This window comes from Myroides sp. C1519, from assembly GCF_038039755.1.
In the GTDB taxonomy this organism is placed as follows: Bacteria; Bacteroidota; Bacteroidia; order Flavobacteriales; family Flavobacteriaceae; genus Flavobacterium; species Flavobacterium phaeum_A.
Genome location: NZ_JBBPHM010000009.1, coordinates 81,207 through 98,037, shown reverse-complemented (window position 1 = coordinate 98,037; position 16,831 = coordinate 81,207). Strand labels below are relative to the sequence as shown.

The window sequence follows — 16,831 nt, the reverse complement described above, 5'->3', positions numbered from 1 at the left end:
CGAAATTTACCTTAAAAGTAAGCAAATTAAAATAAGTCTTTTTACTTTACAATTTTACCAAGGTGTTTTATTCGATTCTATGGAAGTAGTTAAATCAAAAACAACCTTAAATACTCCATCACTATCAACACGCTTTAAGTTGTAAGTAAATTCTTTATCTGAAAGTGTAACCCACCATACATTACCTGCAATACTTGGAATTAAATTAGCTGTAAATTGATCGGCAGGAAAAAATTGCGTATCAACTAATCCTTGATTTGTAGCTGTTCCCCCATACATAGTAACCTCATCGGGCATTCCATTTTCTTTTCTATGGTCGTGTTTTAACTCTAAATGTTCGTCTTTTAAACTAAAAACCCACGTACGGGATAAATCATCTCCAACAAAAAAGGGTACTTTTACTATTCCTTTCTCACATAATATCACCTTCATCACTAATTCCTTATCTTGAAAGTCTTTCGGAATTGGATTACTTATTATTTGTCCTTTATACGACTTTCCACAGTGATTAGCTAAATTCTTTAAAAACACTTCTGAATTAACTGATTGTGCTTGACTCAATATACTAACAAAAAAAAACAGTGTTAAATAAACTACTCTATGCATATCTATTGATTTTAAATTTAAGCTAACATACTTGAAAAAAGCGATCTAACAATTTTATGCACTAATATATTTCTCAAATATCTTATTCGCTTTCTTCTTCGTAACTTCTTTCTTATACTTATCGTGAGCAGATAAATAAACCACAGGAGCACTTTTACACATCCCTTGGCATTTCATCTTACAAATGCTGTAATTATCACTCATACCATTTTCCTCCAATAACTCTTTGAAACAACTTTTTGCTTCATCGTTATATCTACAACATTTTTTTCCGTCACAAACGAAGATTGTTCTCTCTCCTTTCTTAACTTTACTCATCGTATTAGAATTTGATACAAATATATCTATTTTTATCTATTCTAATTAAAAGTTTAGTGAAATTATATTTCTCCTATAACAACACTATTTAATACTTAATTACCTCCATTTCTGATTGATTTCGCATAACTCTACATTATATAATAATGGCTACAAACTAACGTATATACAAAAAAAAGAAAGGTCACCTCTAATTAGAGATGACCTTTCTACATAAATCAAATGCTTAAAATTTTATAATCCTTCTTTAATTTGTTCTATCATTTCTGAAATAATTGACATATATAGGAACCCTTCGTATGAAACACCTTTATCCCTACCATCAGTTCTTGGAAAACCTGTTACTTTATCAAACGCACCTTCAGAAGGAGTTTGACCATTCATTACTATAACAGGATAATCTTTCATTGCATAATATACATAGCCTGATCCACTTGTTTGTGAATATTTAAAATCTACTTTTTCACTTAAAATAATAAAATTATCAGAAACCACATTATTAAAGAAAAATCGACTATATCCTGCATATATTTTTTTATCTTTTAAACTAATACTTCTGATTGCCTCACCTAAATTAGGATTACTTGCACTTAAATATTTTGGATTTAAATACCTATGAGTACTCTCTTTTTTAGTTACACCCATTTCATAGACTCCGTTATCACTATTGTACAAATTAGCTTTATAAGTCCAACTTGGACGAAGATTATCATTTGGATAAAACTTTTGCCCAACATTATTTATCCAAGAACCTAATCTGGACATATGCTGATCTGGACGTTGATAAGCACCGCTAAAATATAACAATGTTATTTTTTTCTGTTTAACCAAATCTGCAAACACATCTATAATCTCGGAACCAGAACTATTACGAGCAAAAGGATCACCATAAAATATATCAAAAACAACAATATCTATTTCATTGTTTAAAATATATTGTTTTAAAGCTATTGCTTCATCTTGAATTGACAAACCTGCTGCTTGTGTTCTTCTACTAAAAGCATTTATCCCCAATACTGTAGCAATTTTTCCTTTAGGTCCAAAATTTTCGGTACTATAAACTTGATTAAAATGAATAGGTAAAGAATAACTTCCGTAATGCAGTATATTAAACATTCTTAACCCCGCATTAATTGTAAAATTACAAACTTCACTCTGCTCAATATTTTTATATATTGAATAATTATAAGGTGTACTTGCATTAGGATCTCCTCCGAATTCACCAGATGGCACTAAAGTTACTTGTACTACTTTACCTTGCTCTTCTACTTTAAATACACCACTTGCTGTAAATGAAACACCACTATTTGATAGATCTTTTGTAGCAATTGTATAAGGTCCTGCAATTTTTACTTTTACCTTAATATCAATTCCAAATTTCTCAACAGGAAGAGGTTTTGCAACTGGGTAATTTTTACTTCTAAGAATAATATTACAATTCTCAATTTCATAATCAACTGCTGGTTGTTCAAAATCAATTCTAAATGGTTTACATCCAGTTAAATCTAAAGCTGAATTTGTTTCAAAAGTAAATTCTGTAGAGTCTAATGTAAAAGGTATAACCTTACTTTCTGGTCTTAAAACAACTTCAGTGATATTGTCTTTATCTGCATCAAATGTAAAATTATGTTCATCAGATTTAAAAATAAATCCATCTTTTGAAACCATTTTTAAAGATGCTTTACCCGGTGATAAAACCTTTACAGGTACTCTAAGAACATTTCCTTTTACATCTATTGCACTTCCTTTTACAAATTGCCCTTCTTTTTCAATATTTACACAAATTGGTGTTAGTTTAGTTGGTTCAACCTTTGCATAAATATGTGTACCAACAGGAACACTACCTTGTGTACCAGAATTAGTTTTTATTGGAATTTCAAAACCTTTATTATCAGAAGGGAGATTCGACACAGGTATTCCACTTGCTCTTAAAACAGCAATATTATCTCCAAGTCTTGTAAACTCTCCTTCACCATATAGAGATACTCCATTAACTCCATCTCCTAATGATTCAATTATATATTTCCCAATTCCAGTTACATTTACTCCTATTTCAACTGTATTTAAATTAGTTGTATTTACTCCTAAATATAAAGGCCCCTTTACCTGGTACTCTTTAGGAATAATCGTAAACTTTGTAGCTGCTTTTTTTACATACTGCTTATTATCACAAACCAAGACCTCAGTACCATTTAAATTAACTACAAACGTATCTCCTTGATTCAGATCATCATATCCATCAATAGGAGTTCCTTGTCCAATAATAGCTACTTCTATTGTACCTTTACTTAGAAACGTACCTGTAGTAGAAAAATAATATCCGTTACTCTTTCCTTCTTTTCTTGAGTAAACATCTATTTGATAGGTACCTACTTCATTAATTTTAACCGGTACAGTAACTTGTACATTCTGCCCTGTTATAGGAGTACCTGCTACAAATTTAAAATCATTTGGCTTAGTAATTTGTAACTGATCACAGATACCATTAAACTCTATTTTAGCGGGAGGTAATGTACCACATAAGCTCACCCATTTTTTAGAAATAGCAGTATAATACTCTACACAATCATTATCTATATTAAAAATTGCTAATCCAGTATCAACACTATTATTTACATCAACATTAATTCCATTTCTCTCTGCCGTTGTCATACGAGGAAGTAAAAAACCTTTAGCTTTACTTTCTAATTCTAAAATAGAATTACTCTTTAAATTACTTGGTTGAACTTCTGTTTTATCCGAAATCTTTGTACCTAAATTCTTACCATTTTGTGCAAAAGAAACATTAAAAACAAAACATAATAACAGAAGTTGTATTATTCGATATATATGTATATTTTTCATTGTATATTTATTTTTAGTAAATACCTACTTATTTTTTAATTGTTGTATTTCTTGTCTTAGCAATTCTATATCTTTTTCATATTGCTTCAACTTAGAATTAAGTTCTATTGTATGCAAAAACAACTCCTCTGTTTTCTCTAACAATTGAATACTTAATTCAGAAACATTAAAAGAATATCCTTTTTCATTCTTCTCTAAAGCATCAATCGGTGTAATTCCAGGTAAATGACGATTTGTTGTTATATACTCTTCTACTACATCTAAAGCATTAAAAGAATATTCAGGTTTAATTAGAGATTCACCATCAAAATAATCTTCAAAAACATAATCGGCATAGTAACTGTTAGTTGCTGTAATGGCTCCTTTTATTCTAAGTGCCTCACCTCCAATTGTAGATTTCTCATCATAACCAATACCAACCCATTCCGCATTTGTAAAAACATTTGTACTTCTTGTATTTGCTTGTACTATATCTTCTTTCTCTTTTGACAACCAAGGAGTTTTTACAACTCCTGATATATTAAACGTATGCGTGCGTCTTTTTTCATCTGTATAAGCAATAGTACTTTTACCTTCATCATATTCAAACTTGGTTAAAGTTTGAAGATTTTCTATAGGCAATTTTAAACCTATACTATTTGTTGTTCCCTGCTCATTTGTAAATAGCAAAGCTGCATCTCCTTGTGAATAAACTAAAGAAGTAATTGGTGTTTCTCCAACAGACAATAAATCTTTCACAACAACATCTTGCGTCAATCCTTTTTCATCTTTGTATGAAATCACAGGAATTCTTTCTTCTATATCGATAATTGGTAAGTCGTTGTCAATTGGTCTATCTGTTTGCACTATTAACTTAGAACCATCTTTTAAATGCCATATATTACGCAACTGAACATCTAATTTTGTAAGTGTTTGATGTTTTTTTACTAATTCAGGCATTTTAATAGACAATGTATCAACATTAGGTTTAGCACTATCTGGAGTGTATAAGAAGTTATCTGATAACTTCCCATCAGCACCTAATTGATTAATAAACTCAGGCAATTTTTGTCCTTCTAATAAAGTTCCCTTATCAACATCTGTCAAAAGCTTAATCCACTTTGAATTTGCTGTATCTACTTCATCTTTTTTCCAATAATAAAACCCAGGTGTCAAGCCATTAGCTGTATTCGTATTATAAACTAATAAACTTTCAGGCATCATACCTCCTCCTTTAATAGTTTTAATGTCTTTATTATTTTCCAGAGACACTTTTGGTATTAACACACCTTTATCTGAAGAATGAATATGCAATATTGCAGATTGATCAGGCAATGGAATACCTATTCCAATTCCTCCTTTTTCTTGTGCTAAGGCTATCGCAGTATAACCAAACACAAATAGTGTAAGTAATATTCTTTTCATGCTGTTTTTATTTACTATCATAATCTTATCAAATATACAAACAGCACATATATTTAACTTAAAATAGCTAACAAAAACATATTATTTACAATACAATATATATTATTTTGGTTATTTTCTAAATTTTAACAAATTATAAATATATTTAGTTAACCACACAAGTTTTTAAATGAATTAAATTCTACCTTGTTGTGAAATACAAAAAATAAATGCACTTTATTTTTAATTCCTGCGAATAATTACAACATAATACATAAAATAAATACGAAATAAGCAATATAAATCAAAAAAATAAACAAAAGAATAAATTATATTAAATCAAAATTTTAGAAATGTCTATTTTACGGTAAAAAAATATTATACTTTTTTGAAATTAGTAACAAATTAGGAGTCAACTTTCATAACTGAAATAAACTAAAAATATGACTTCAACAGTTATTTTCATTTCTATTACTTTAACAGAAGTATCTAAATACATCAATTATCTTTTTTACTATACAAGTCATTCATACTTATGAGTTCACGCTCCTTTTTAAATAACTTTTTATTGGCATTAAATAAAGTTGCTCTTACCCTATCTTAACTTTGTACTTCATTTTTGATACTTATAACAAATACACTTACTTTTGTTTTTGTAAAATTATACTCCTTATGAAATTACGTTATTGGATACTTTGTTTAATCTTATTCCTTATTGGTATTCAAAGCATAACGCTTTATCCTAATATCATCGAATCATATTACACAACGGGATTTTATAAATATTATAGTGCAATGTGGGACTCCATAACGCATTGGATCCCCTTTTCTATTGGAGATTTGCTTTACCTCATCGCAATTCTTCAAATTATAAAGAGTCTAATAACCGTATTTAGACGTAAGCAAGAATGGAAAATAAGGGTGAAAACAATTGCAGTTGGAACAATAAAATTCTCTATTGCTTTTTATATACTGTTTACTATAGGCTGGGGATTAAACAATTTCAGACCTTCTTTGCATTCGCAACTTAAAATAGCACAAGGATATGACAATACAGAGCTTATAACGCTTACTAAACGCATTATTACAGAAACGAACACAATTCAGTTGTCTTTGACAAATGATAGCCTTAAAGCGGTCAATAATCAATTTACAACAGAAGAAATACTGGGAGATGCAAAAATTGGTTTACAACAGATTGAATCAACATTTAACTTTGGCAATGTTCCTACCTCTATTAAAGAGTCGCTTTTTAGTAAGCCTCTTACCTATATGGGGTTTTCAGGATACATCAATCCGTTTACTAATGAAGCTCAAGTAAATTACTTAATACCCAAAACAACAATGATCGTTACTGCTTCTCACGAAGTTTCTCATCAATTGGGATATGCAAAAGAAAGTGATGCTAATTTTGTTGGGTTTATGGCAGCATACCATCACCCGAATGAAGTATATAGATATGGGGCAAATATCTTCGCTTTGAGATACTGCCTATCTAATATTGCAAAAAATGAACCAGATGAACTTGAAGAACTCCTTAGTATGCTCAATACAGGTGTAATGGAAAATATAAACGAGAATACTATATTTTGGAATTCTTACAAGAATATCACTGATTCATTTTTTAAACTTTTTTACAGTAATTTTTTAAAAATAAACAACCAAAAAGAAGGTATTCATTCTTATAATAAGTTTGTTGACTTATTAATCAATTACGATAAACTATATGCTTTATATGAGTAGTTAATCTTCATTATGATCTTTGAAGCTCTCCTCTGTTTTACGTTTAAATGGTCTTACGATTAAACGCGCTTGTCTGTCAAACATTAAATAGTTATATAACCAGTTCCAGAAAACAACTAATTTGTTTCTAAATCCAATTAATGACATTAAGTGAACAAACATCCATACAAACCAAGCGAAGAATCCGCTAAACTTAAACTTAGGTAAATCTACAACTGCTTTATTACGTCCGATTGTAGCCATTGATCCTTTGTCATTGTAAACGAAAGCTTTCAACGGTTTACCATCTCTAAGGTTAATTAAGTTATTTGCTAATAATTGCCCTTGCTGAATTGCTGGTTGTGCCATCATTGGGTGTCCTATTGGCGTTTTTTCTGTCATCATTGTTGCAACGTCACCAATAGCAAAAATATCAGTAAAACCTTCTACTTGGTTATACTCATTCACCTTAATTCTGTTACCTCTTTGAATTACAGTAGAGTCAAATCCATCTACCGCAGCTCCCATAACTCCAGCTGTCCAGATTACAGTCTCAGCTGTAAATGTTTTACCAGATTTAGTAGATACAACTTTACCGTCGTAATCTGTTACAATCTCGTTTAACCAAACATTTACTCCTAATTTCTCTAAAAACTCTTGTGCTTTTTTAGATGAATTATCAGACATTGCGTCTAACACCTTACCTGCCCCTTGGATAACGTTGATTTCCATTTTACTTAAATCTAAGTCTGGATAATCTTTAGGCAACACTTGCTTCTTCATTTCTGCTAATGCTCCAGCTAACTCTACTCCTGTAGGTCCTGCTCCAACAATAACGAAATTCATCAATGCGCGTTGCTCTGTATCTTCTGTAGTCAATAACGCAGACTCAAAGTTCTCTAATACTAAACTACGAATGTTTAACGACTGAGGAATTGTCTTCATCGCCATACTATTCGTCTTAATTGCTTCGTTTCCAAAGAAGTTTGTTTTAGATCCTGTAGCAATTACAACATAGTCATAAAAAATAGTACCAATATCAGCTACTACCTTTTTATTGACTGTGTCAATACGTTGTACATTCGCTAAACGAAAGTATATCTCTTCAAAACCTTGTACTACTTTACGAATTGGGTACGCAATAGACCCAGACTCTAACCCTCCTGTTGCTACTTGGTATAACAATGGTTGGAAAGTATGGTAGTTGTGCTTATCTAACAACACAACTTGGAAGTTTTTATTCTTAAGCTTTTTTGCTAAAGCTAACCCTCCAAATCCTCCACCGATGATAACAACACGTGGACGATTAGAAGTAGGAATATTCATCATAATCAATCGAATTTACACGACAAATTTACAACATATTATTGTTATTCGCATTTTTCACATTCGTTCTACCCCTGCTTAAAGCCTTGTGATAATTGACACAAAGCAAATAATATTGTCCTTTTTTATCATTTTGACAATTTGAATTAATCAAATTATAGAATTTTTACTTCTAATGCTAAAAAACAAGCTATTCTGTTTTTTTTACAATTTTTGTTATTTTTCTGTTACAACCTTTAGATCACTAAGATTTAACGGAAAATATCTATAAAAAAAAAGATAAGTCATTATAAACAACTTATCTTTCTCTTTTTATACTAATAACCTTTTACTTAAAGTTATTGCGAATATTTCTTATCATTGGCTCTAAGCCGTTTAATTTCAACTCATAAACCAATGCTAATTGCTCTCCTAACTTTCCTTTTGGAAATCCTTTGTTGTGATACCAAACCACATAATACTCCGGAAGATCTATCAGATACTTTCCTTCGTATTTACCAAAGGGCATTTTTGCGTGAGCTAACTCTATTAAATACTTTTGATCACCAAGCATATTACAATACTTTCACTGTTAGATCATCGCTATATTGCATTAAGTAAACACCTGTGTTTCTAATTGTTCCTTCAGGATTTCTACTATAGATAAAACGATTCTCTACTTCTTGTGTTTTTTGTCCTGCTGTTTTCAAGAAACCATCTTTTTGGAACATTCTCAAAATAACATCTAAAGTAACATCATATCCTCGTGTAGCAAATCTATTTGGATACACGTTATATTTATCCTTGTATTCTTTAGCAAATTCTGACTCCATTTTAGACTCTTCACTATCTCTTGTTACAGATGGGAATGTGTATTTTAAATCTACTAATGTTTGTATTTTAATTTCACTGTAATCAAATATATCATTCTTATCAAACGAAGCTACTTGAACATTGAAATCTCGTACTTTATTTTTCAATTTATCAGTTAATAGTAAAGCTGATGCAATACTATTAGAATCCAATATAAACACATTATTTTGACTTGAAACTAATGTTTTATCAACATCCTTAATCAAGGTTGTACTAATTACTTTTACATTAGGATAATGTCTTTGCATAAACTGTTTTGTCGATGTCTTTTTATCATCTACAACCACAGTTACTTTAGCACCACTTCTGATAAAATGATCTAATAATTGACTCTTTAATACATCGCTATAAGGCATAGTCTGCACCAAGCGATTAGACGCTGTAGCTTTCTCATTTGACAATGGAGAAATTACAACCACTTTATCATTCGGCAACACTTTTACAGCCTCATCAACATTCGCTTTAAAGAAAGGCCCAATAATAACATCTGTATCGTCAAAGTTCTCTGTTTTAAAAATACTCTTTACAGAAGAACTATTCTTTGTCTCATTTGAATCATACACATTAACTGTTAATGGCAGACCTAAATTCTTAGCATAGTCAATTGCCATTAAAGCTCCTGTATAGAAATCCAATGTTAGGTTTAAAAAACCATCAGACTGTAATCTTGTATCTAAATCAATACCTGCTTTATTGGCATTAAAAGGCAACAATAAAGCTATTTCTTTTCTATTTGAACGAACCACAGAAGTTGAAAAATCAACATATCCTCCCGTACTAACACTTGCTTGTGGAATATCAAAATCTACTTTTGACTCTTCTTTTTTCACAGCAGGAGTACCATCAGTAGGAATAATCAATTCCATTCCACTGCGTAATCCTTGATTTAACTCTGGGTTTTGTTTAACTAAATCAGTGATAGAAACACCGTATTGTTTACTAATACTATATAACGTCTGTTTAGGCTCTACAATAATAGTTGTCGTATTACTTGGCGTAGGCTTGGCTTTACCAGCAGTAAGTTCTACTACCTTTTCACCAGCTTTATATCCATAAGCAGGCACCTTTATCTTTTGACCACTCTTTAAACCGTCTTTCAATTCTGGATTCAACTCCAATAATCGTTGCACAGTAGTATTATTAATCACAGCCAAACTATACAAAGTAGCTTGTGGTTCTACGTCAATTGTTTTAAAGTAGATATTATTAATATCTTTAATAGTATCTGCTGTAGACGAAGGTAACTTAGCAGGAATACGCTTAGGTTGTTGATTTGACACAACTACCTCTTTACTTTCAAAAATTTGTTTTTTAGAAGTATCAGCCGCTGCAATATAAATAGTGCTTCCTGATTTCAAACCACCATCTTTTAAAGATGGGTTCCAAGTGTATAAATCAGTAACTGATACGCCATATTTTTTACTAATACTATAAAGCGTTTCTTTAGGTTGAACAGTATGTGTATCTGCAGAAGCAGGAGACACAGCTTGTTTAACCGTTTCTTTTTTCAGTGGATTTGAACTTTTATTACTCTCCTTTTCTAAAAATTCTTTGGTGGGGATTAATAAAAAGCTATTTTCATTTATACCACTCTTAGCATCTGGATTATATTTCAAGATTTCAGATACAGGAACCTGATTCTCTCTTGCAATTTTACTAACAGTATCCCCCTTATTCACTCTGTATTGAACAAAAGATCCCTGTTGACCAAAAGATGCAGTAGTAGTAAAAACAAACGCCGTTAAGGCTATAAATAATTTCTTTTTCATGTAGCAATATGAATTTATAAAAAACGATAAGTCGCTGCAACAAAGTTACAGCGACTTATTCAAATATTTTAATTATTCCCACTCAATTGTTGCAGGTGGTTTTGAACTAATGTCGTAAACCACTCTATTTACACCTTTTACTCGGTTAATAATTTTATTAGAGATTTCCATTAAGAACTCATAAGGTAAGTGAACCCAGTCAGCAGTCATACCATCTGTAGAAGCAACTGCTCTAAGTGCTACAACTTTTTCATACGTTCTCTCGTCTCCCATTACACCAACACTATTTACAGGTAATAAAATAGCTCCAGCTTGCCATACTTGGTTGTACAATCCGTGCTCTTTTAATCCTTCTACGAAAATAGCATCAACTTCTTGTAATAAGCGAACTTTCTCTTGTGTAATATCTCCTAAAATTCTAATTGCTAATCCAGGCCCTGGGAAAGGGTGTCTTCCTAACAATTCAGGATCAATTCCTAAAGAAGCTCCTACTCTACGTACCTCATCTTTGAAAAGCATACGTAAAGGCTCTACTATTTTCAACTTCATAAAGTCAGGTAATCCACCTACATTGTGGTGAGATTTAATAGTAGCAGAAGGTCCTTTTACAGAAATAGACTCAATAACGTCTGGGTAAATAGTTCCTTGTCCTAAGAAAGTAGCATCTTCAATTAATTTTGACTCTGCGTCAAAAACATCGATAAACGCTTTACCAATAGCTTTACGTTTTTGCTCTGGATCTTCTAATCCTGCTAATGCAGTCATAAAAAGGTCTGTAGCATCAACTCCTTTTACGTTCAATCCCATTCCGTTGTATTGGTTTAATACACTTTGGAACTCGTTTTTACGTAATAAACCATTGTTTACAAAGATACAGTGTAAGTTCTCTCCGATAGCTTTGTGTAATAACACAGCAGCTACAGTAGAATCTACTCCTCCAGAAAGTGCTAAAACTACTTTCTCATCTCCGATTTTATTTCTTAAATCTTCAATTGTTTCCTCTACGAAAGCATTAGGTGTAAAATCTTGTTTTACTCCTGCGATATCTACTAAAAAGTTTTTCAACAATGTAGCTCCATCCGTTGAGTGATAAACCTCTGGGTGGAATTGAATTGCATACGTTTGCTCTCCTTCAACTTTGTACGCAGCGTTAGTAACGTCTTTTGTACTTGCTAAAAGAACAGCATTAGTAGGTAAAGTTTTAATAGTATCACTGTGGCTCATCCACACTTGACTGTTTTGAGGAATGTCTTTAAAGAAAACGTCTTCAGCTATAAAATCTAAATTCGCTCTACCATATTCTCTTGTATTAGATGGTGCAACCTCTCCTCCAAAGAAATGAGCAAGATATTGCGCACCATAACACACAGCTAATAAAGGCATTTTTCCTTTAATATTAGACAAGTCAGGGTGTAACGCTTCTTCCGAGCGAACTGAATAAGGACTTCCTGATAAAATTACTGCTTTGTAAGCTGATAAGTCCTGTGGTAAATCATTAAAAGGTAAGATTTCGCAGAATATATTTAACTCACGAACTCTTCGCGCAATCAACTGAGTGTATTGCGATCCAAAATCTAAAATAAGTACATTGTGTTGCATGCGCAAAAATAGTTATTTCAACCGTATCTAAAAAAAGATTTTTATATTTCTTTCAATTTGGTATAATATATGTATTCTAAAGCTTGAAGTTCTTTTTAACAAGAGAACCTGAAAATAAATACTAATTTTTTAATTTTATGGTAATTATACATCGTTTTCTATTATTTTACAATCTCGATTAGTTATATTTGCCTGTCAAAGAATTTATTTTCTTCACTTAATTATTTACAAAAAAACTTATCGTTATATGGAATTCGGAATATACGAAACGCTTATGTTGGCCTGTTTAGTGCTTTTATTAGGTCGTTTTTTGGTTCAAAAAATTAATTTCTTCAAAAAATATAACATTCCAGAACCCGTAGTTGGGGGGTTCCTTGTAGCTTTACTCAGCTGGGGTGTATTTGCATTACTTGACAAAGAGTTCACTTTTCACGAAGGTCTTCAAAATAGTATGATGTACATCTTCTTCTCTTCGATTGGTCTTAACGCTGACTTTTCTAAATTGATCAAAGGAGGTAAAGCTCTTGTAATATTCTTAGTTATTGCAGCTCTTTTCATTTTATGTCAAAATTCTCTCGGAGTACTGATGGCAAAATTAATGAACATCGACCTTCGATTTGGATTAATTGCTGGTTCTATTACTTTAACAGGAGGACACGGAACAGCTGGTGCTTGGGCTAATGACTTTATGGCAAGTGGAAACCCACTACTTGGAGCTAAGGAAATTGGATTAGCTTGTGCTACTTTCGGTTTAATTTTTGGTGGAACAATTGGTGGACCTTTAGCACATCGCTTATTAAAGAAGAAAAACTATACAGAACTAAGCCCTGAGGAAATTGAATTTAGAGAAGAAACACACGAAATGTCTGACGAAGCTTTCCCTGCAGAAAAAGTAACTTATAAATCTATTATGATTACGGTAACAATGCTTTCTGTTTGTTTGGTACTCGGACAAGTATTAGCTGATTGGAACGCACAGTACTCTTTTAAACTACCAACGTTTGTGTGGTGTTTATTTGTAGGTGTAATCATTAGAAACGTTTTAAGCAACGCTTTGAAAGTTAAAATAAACAATGAACCTGTTGACATTTTAGGAAACGTTGGACTTTCAATCTTCTTAGCTTGCGCATTAATGTCTTTAAAACTTTGGTTAATTGTTGATTTAGCTCTTCCTGTATTAGTTATCTTAATTGTACAGGTTATCTTAATGTGGTTATTTGCTGCAAATGTAACCTATAGAGTAATGGGTAAAGACTATGATGCAATCATTTTAAGTGCCGGACATTGTGGATTTGGACTTGGTGCTACTTCTACTGCAGTTGCCAATATTCAAGCTGTTACAAATCGTTTCGGACCATCATATAAAGCGTTTTTAATCATTCCAATGGTGGGAGCGTTTTTTATCGACATCTTAAACGCGTTAATATTAAACTTATTTATTAGTTTCATCTAAACGAAACTTAAAAAACATATACAAAAGGACTATCGGCTGATAGTCCTTTTTTTATTGCCTTATTGCTCCACAATAGGCATCAATACACATTAGCAAACCAGCCATCTACTTAAATCAAATACAGCACTTATCAACTTCATATAACTATATTATACAGCCCCTTTGTATAATCTTTATATATTGTATGTAATCTGCTTGTATATTTTTACATAGAAAGTATACAACCACTATACATAGAGTATACATACATTATACAAGCACTCATATTAAAACATCCTTAAAACTTGTGTAACACCTGTCTTATATATTTTAGTTATTTGATATGTTTTAATCAAAAAACACTGTAATCCACTTCTCAAAAAACAGCTCCAATGCCCCTTTTCCGTTCACTTTACTCCATAAAAAAAGGATAGCATTACTGCTACCCTTTTACTCATTTAAACTTATTTTATTGCTTATAACGATCTAAAAGTCTTTGTAACTTATCTTGAATATCGTCTTCTACAATTCCTCCGTGATAACAAATAATTCTTGTAGGCTGTAGTGATTTGATACGCTCTACTGATGCCAAAGCAGCATCCATATCTAAAGTAAACTGCGGATTAGCAATATTAAACTCGCCTTCCTCTACTACAATTGCATCTGCTGCAATTACGGTTTTACTCGCTGTATCATAGAAAGAGATATGTCCTTTTGTATGCCCTGGCGTAGCTACAACAACTAAAGTATCATTAATCACTTCCTTATCTTTTAAAACACTATCTACAGGGAAGCGTTTAATTGCCTTAAGCTCCTTTACAAAACCTTCCATCATTGGTTTCATTTCTTGCGGAATAAAATTAAGGCTTCCCTCTACTTGTACTAATCGTTCAGCAGGAATTACACCAGCTACAGAATCTGCCTCAGCATCGCTACTGATCACTTTAATAGCTGCATTCTCTTCTTTAAAACAATGTAATCCTTCTAAGTGATCTATATCATCGTGTGAAATAATTATACCTGTTAGATCCGCTATTGAAACACCAAATTTCTCTAACTCTTGTTTGAATTCAGGGTAATTATAAGTAAAACCACAATCGATTAAATAGTTCGTTTTATCAGTGAATTTCACTAATGTAGGAGTGAAAATTGCCGGTAGTCCTTCAGGCGATTGTGCGTTGATTTCTAATATTTCTATTCTCATTTATTAATTTAATTGGGGATATTATAAAATAAAAAAAGCATAATTAAATTTATAATTATGCTTTTCTATTCATTAGCGAACTAATTTCTTGTATTTCAATCGAGTTGGAGCAACATCTCCTAATCGTTTCTTACGGTTTTCTTCGTAGTCTGAGAACGACCCTTCAAAGAAGTAAACTTGCGAATCTCCTTCAAACGCTAAGATATGCGTACAGATACGGTCTAAGAACCAACGGTCGTGGGAAATAACAACTGCACATCCTGCAAAGTTTTCCAAACCTTCTTCTAAAGCACGTAGTGTATTTACGTCTAAGTCATTCGTAGGCTCATCCAGTAAAAGTACGTTACCTTCTTCTTTTAACGTCATTGCTAAGTGAAGGCGGTTTCTTTCTCCTCCTGATAATGTAGCTACTTTCTTATTTTGGTCTGATCCACCAAAGTTAAAACGACTTAAATAAGCACGTGAATTTACTTGGCGACCTCCCATCATAATCAATTCTTGACCATCACAGAAGTTTTCCCAGATAGATTTCTCAGGATCAATATTACTATGAGACTGGTCAACGTAAGCAATCTTAACAGTTTCTCCAATATCAAATGTACCACCGTCTGGCGTTTGTTCTCCCATAATCATACGGAAGATAGTAGACTTACCAGCACCGTTAGGTCCAATAATACCAACGATACCAGCTTGAGGCAAAGTAAAGTTTAAATCATCATATAATAATTTATCTCCAAATGCTTTAGCAACATTTTTCGCTTCAATTACATTTGTACCTAAACGAGGTCCATTAGGGATATAGATCTCTAATTTCTCTTCTAATTGTTTTTGGTCTTCATTTAATAATTTATCGTAATTCTGTAACCTTGCTTTTTGCTTAGTTTGACGCCCTTTAGCACCTTGACGTACCCAATCTAACTCACGCTCAAGGTTTTTACGACGTTTAGAAGCTACTTTTTCTTCTAAAGCTAAACGTTTAGACTTTTGATCTAACCAAGAAGAATAGTTTCCTTTCCAAGGAATACCCTCACCTCTGTCTAATTCAAGAATCCATCCAGCAACGTTATCTAAGAAATAACGGTCGTGGGTTACTGCAATTACAGTTCCTTTATACTGTTGTAAGTGCTGCTCTAACCAATGTACAGACTCCGCGTCTAAGTGGTTGGTAGGCTCATCTAACAATAATACATCTGGGTTTTGTAACAACAAACGACATAAAGCCACACGTCTTTTTTCTCCACCAGATAACACGCTAATAGGTGTATCTCCTTCTGGCGTACGTAATGCATCCATAGCAATTGCTAACTTCGTATCAAGTTCCCAAGCACCTGCTGCATCAATTTTATCTTGTAACTCAGCTTGGCGATCCATCAGTTTTTGCATTTTATCTGCATCTTCATAAACTTCTGGCAAACCAAACATATCATTTATCTGATTAAACTCGTCAAGAATAGCTACAGTTTCAGCAGCTCCCTCTCTAACGATTTCAATCACCGTTTTAGTTTCATCTAACTGTGGTTCTTGTTCTAAGTATCCAACAGTATATCCTGGAGCGAATACAACATCTCCTTGATAGTTCTTGTCTACCCCTGCAATAATCTTTAACAAAGAAGACTTACCTGAACCGTTTAAACCAAGAATACCAATTTTAGCTCCATAGAAAAAGCTTAAATAAATATCCTTAAGAACAGTTTTATTTGTCGATGAGTAAGTTTTACTCACTTTCGACATCGAGAAAATTACCTTTTTATCGTCTGACATAAAGTAAAATATATT

General features: G+C 32.2%; 12 protein-coding genes. 2 read left to right on the top strand and 10 right to left on the bottom strand.

Annotated elements, in window-relative coordinates; translation table 11 throughout:
- Positions 1-54 precede the first annotated feature (54 nt).
- The 4 genes from AABL81_RS07065 to AABL81_RS07050 form a co-directional block, all read right to left on the bottom strand.
- Positions 55-606 (bottom strand): hypothetical protein, encoded by a 552-nt coding sequence (locus AABL81_RS07065; protein ID WP_341340673.1) that lies wholly within the window; start codon positions 604-606, stop codon positions 55-57.
- 54 nt (positions 607-660) lie between these two features.
- Complete coding sequence (locus tag AABL81_RS07060; RefSeq protein ID WP_090408553.1) at positions 661-924, bottom strand: (2Fe-2S) ferredoxin domain-containing protein; 264 nt, start codon at positions 922-924, stop codon at positions 661-663.
- Between the two features lie 234 nt (positions 925-1,158).
- On the bottom strand, positions 1,159-3,768 hold the full coding sequence (locus tag AABL81_RS07055; RefSeq protein ID WP_341340672.1) for a hypothetical protein: 2,610 nt from the start codon (positions 3,766-3,768) through the stop codon (positions 1,159-1,161).
- 24 nt (positions 3,769-3,792) lie between these two features.
- A complete protein-coding gene (locus AABL81_RS07050) occupies positions 3,793-5,172 on the bottom strand; it encodes a hypothetical protein (protein ID WP_341340671.1) in 1,380 nt (459 codons plus the stop codon).
- 651 nt (positions 5,173-5,823) lie between these two features.
- On the opposite strand from AABL81_RS07050, the gene AABL81_RS07045 reads away from it, so the two are divergent.
- Positions 5,824-6,894, top strand: coding sequence for a DUF3810 domain-containing protein (locus AABL81_RS07045; RefSeq protein ID WP_341340670.1), 1,071 nt, complete (start codon positions 5,824-5,826; stop codon positions 6,892-6,894).
- Here AABL81_RS07045 and AABL81_RS07040 read toward each other — a convergent pair whose 3' ends face one another.
- The 4 genes from AABL81_RS07040 to guaA form a co-directional block, all read right to left on the bottom strand.
- Positions 6,895-8,202: an NAD(P)/FAD-dependent oxidoreductase gene (locus AABL81_RS07040; RefSeq protein WP_158210990.1), complete on the bottom strand. Its 1,308-nt coding sequence runs from the start codon at positions 8,200-8,202 to the stop codon at positions 6,895-6,897.
- Between the two features lie 325 nt (positions 8,203-8,527).
- Positions 8,528-8,752: a DUF3820 family protein gene (locus AABL81_RS07035; RefSeq protein WP_090408560.1), complete on the bottom strand. Its 225-nt coding sequence runs from the start codon at positions 8,750-8,752 to the stop codon at positions 8,528-8,530.
- 1 nt (position 8,753) lies between these two features.
- Entirely contained in the window at positions 8,754-10,820 is a 2,067-nt protein-coding gene (locus tag AABL81_RS07030; RefSeq protein WP_158210991.1) for a PBP1 and LysM peptidoglycan-binding domain-containing protein, read from the bottom strand.
- A 72-nt stretch (positions 10,821-10,892) separates the two neighbouring features.
- On the bottom strand, positions 10,893-12,419 hold the full coding sequence (gene guaA / locus AABL81_RS07025) for a glutamine-hydrolyzing GMP synthase (RefSeq protein ID WP_158210992.1): 1,527 nt from the start codon (positions 12,417-12,419) through the stop codon (positions 10,893-10,895).
- Between the two features lie 247 nt (positions 12,420-12,666).
- On the opposite strand from guaA, the gene gltS reads away from it, so the two are divergent.
- Positions 12,667-13,872, top strand: coding sequence for a sodium/glutamate symporter (gene gltS, locus AABL81_RS07020; protein ID WP_158210993.1), 1,206 nt, complete (start codon positions 12,667-12,669; stop codon positions 13,870-13,872).
- A 448-nt stretch (positions 13,873-14,320) separates the two neighbouring features.
- Here gltS and AABL81_RS07015 read toward each other — a convergent pair whose 3' ends face one another.
- Both AABL81_RS07015 and ettA read right to left on the bottom strand, forming a co-directional pair.
- Positions 14,321-15,055: an MBL fold metallo-hydrolase gene (locus AABL81_RS07015; RefSeq protein ID WP_158210994.1), complete on the bottom strand. Its 735-nt coding sequence runs from the start codon at positions 15,053-15,055 to the stop codon at positions 14,321-14,323.
- A gap of 72 nt (positions 15,056-15,127) precedes the next feature.
- A complete protein-coding gene (ettA, locus tag AABL81_RS07010; RefSeq protein ID WP_158210995.1) occupies positions 15,128-16,816 on the bottom strand; it encodes an energy-dependent translational throttle protein EttA in 1,689 nt (562 codons plus the stop codon).
- Positions 16,817-16,831 lie beyond the last annotated feature (15 nt).

Coding starts and splice junctions, on each gene's coding strand:
- AABL81_RS07065 (WP_341340673.1), bottom strand. CDS start 606: ATGCATAGAGTAGTTTATTTAACACTGTTTTTTTTTGTTAGTATATTG.
- AABL81_RS07060 (WP_090408553.1), bottom strand. CDS start 924: ATGAGTAAAGTTAAGAAAGGAGAGAGAACAATCTTCGTTTGTGACGGA.
- AABL81_RS07055 (WP_341340672.1), bottom strand. CDS start 3,768: ATGAAAAATATACATATATATCGAATAATACAACTTCTGTTATTATGT.
- AABL81_RS07050 (WP_341340671.1), bottom strand. CDS start 5,172: ATGAAAAGAATATTACTTACACTATTTGTGTTTGGTTATACTGCGATA.
- AABL81_RS07045 (WP_341340670.1), top strand. CDS start 5,824: ATGAAATTACGTTATTGGATACTTTGTTTAATCTTATTCCTTATTGGT.
- AABL81_RS07040 (WP_158210990.1), bottom strand. CDS start 8,202: ATGATGAATATTCCTACTTCTAATCGTCCACGTGTTGTTATCATCGGT.
- AABL81_RS07035 (WP_090408560.1), bottom strand. CDS start 8,752: ATGCTTGGTGATCAAAAGTATTTAATAGAGTTAGCTCACGCAAAAATG.
- AABL81_RS07030 (WP_158210991.1), bottom strand. CDS start 10,820: ATGAAAAAGAAATTATTTATAGCCTTAACGGCGTTTGTTTTTACTACT.
- guaA (WP_158210992.1), bottom strand. CDS start 12,419: ATGCAACACAATGTACTTATTTTAGATTTTGGATCGCAATACACTCAG.
- gltS (WP_158210993.1), top strand. CDS start 12,667: ATGGAATTCGGAATATACGAAACGCTTATGTTGGCCTGTTTAGTGCTT.
- AABL81_RS07015 (WP_158210994.1), bottom strand. CDS start 15,055: ATGAGAATAGAAATATTAGAAATCAACGCACAATCGCCTGAAGGACTA.
- ettA (WP_158210995.1), bottom strand. CDS start 16,816: ATGTCAGACGATAAAAAGGTAATTTTCTCGATGTCGAAAGTGAGTAAA.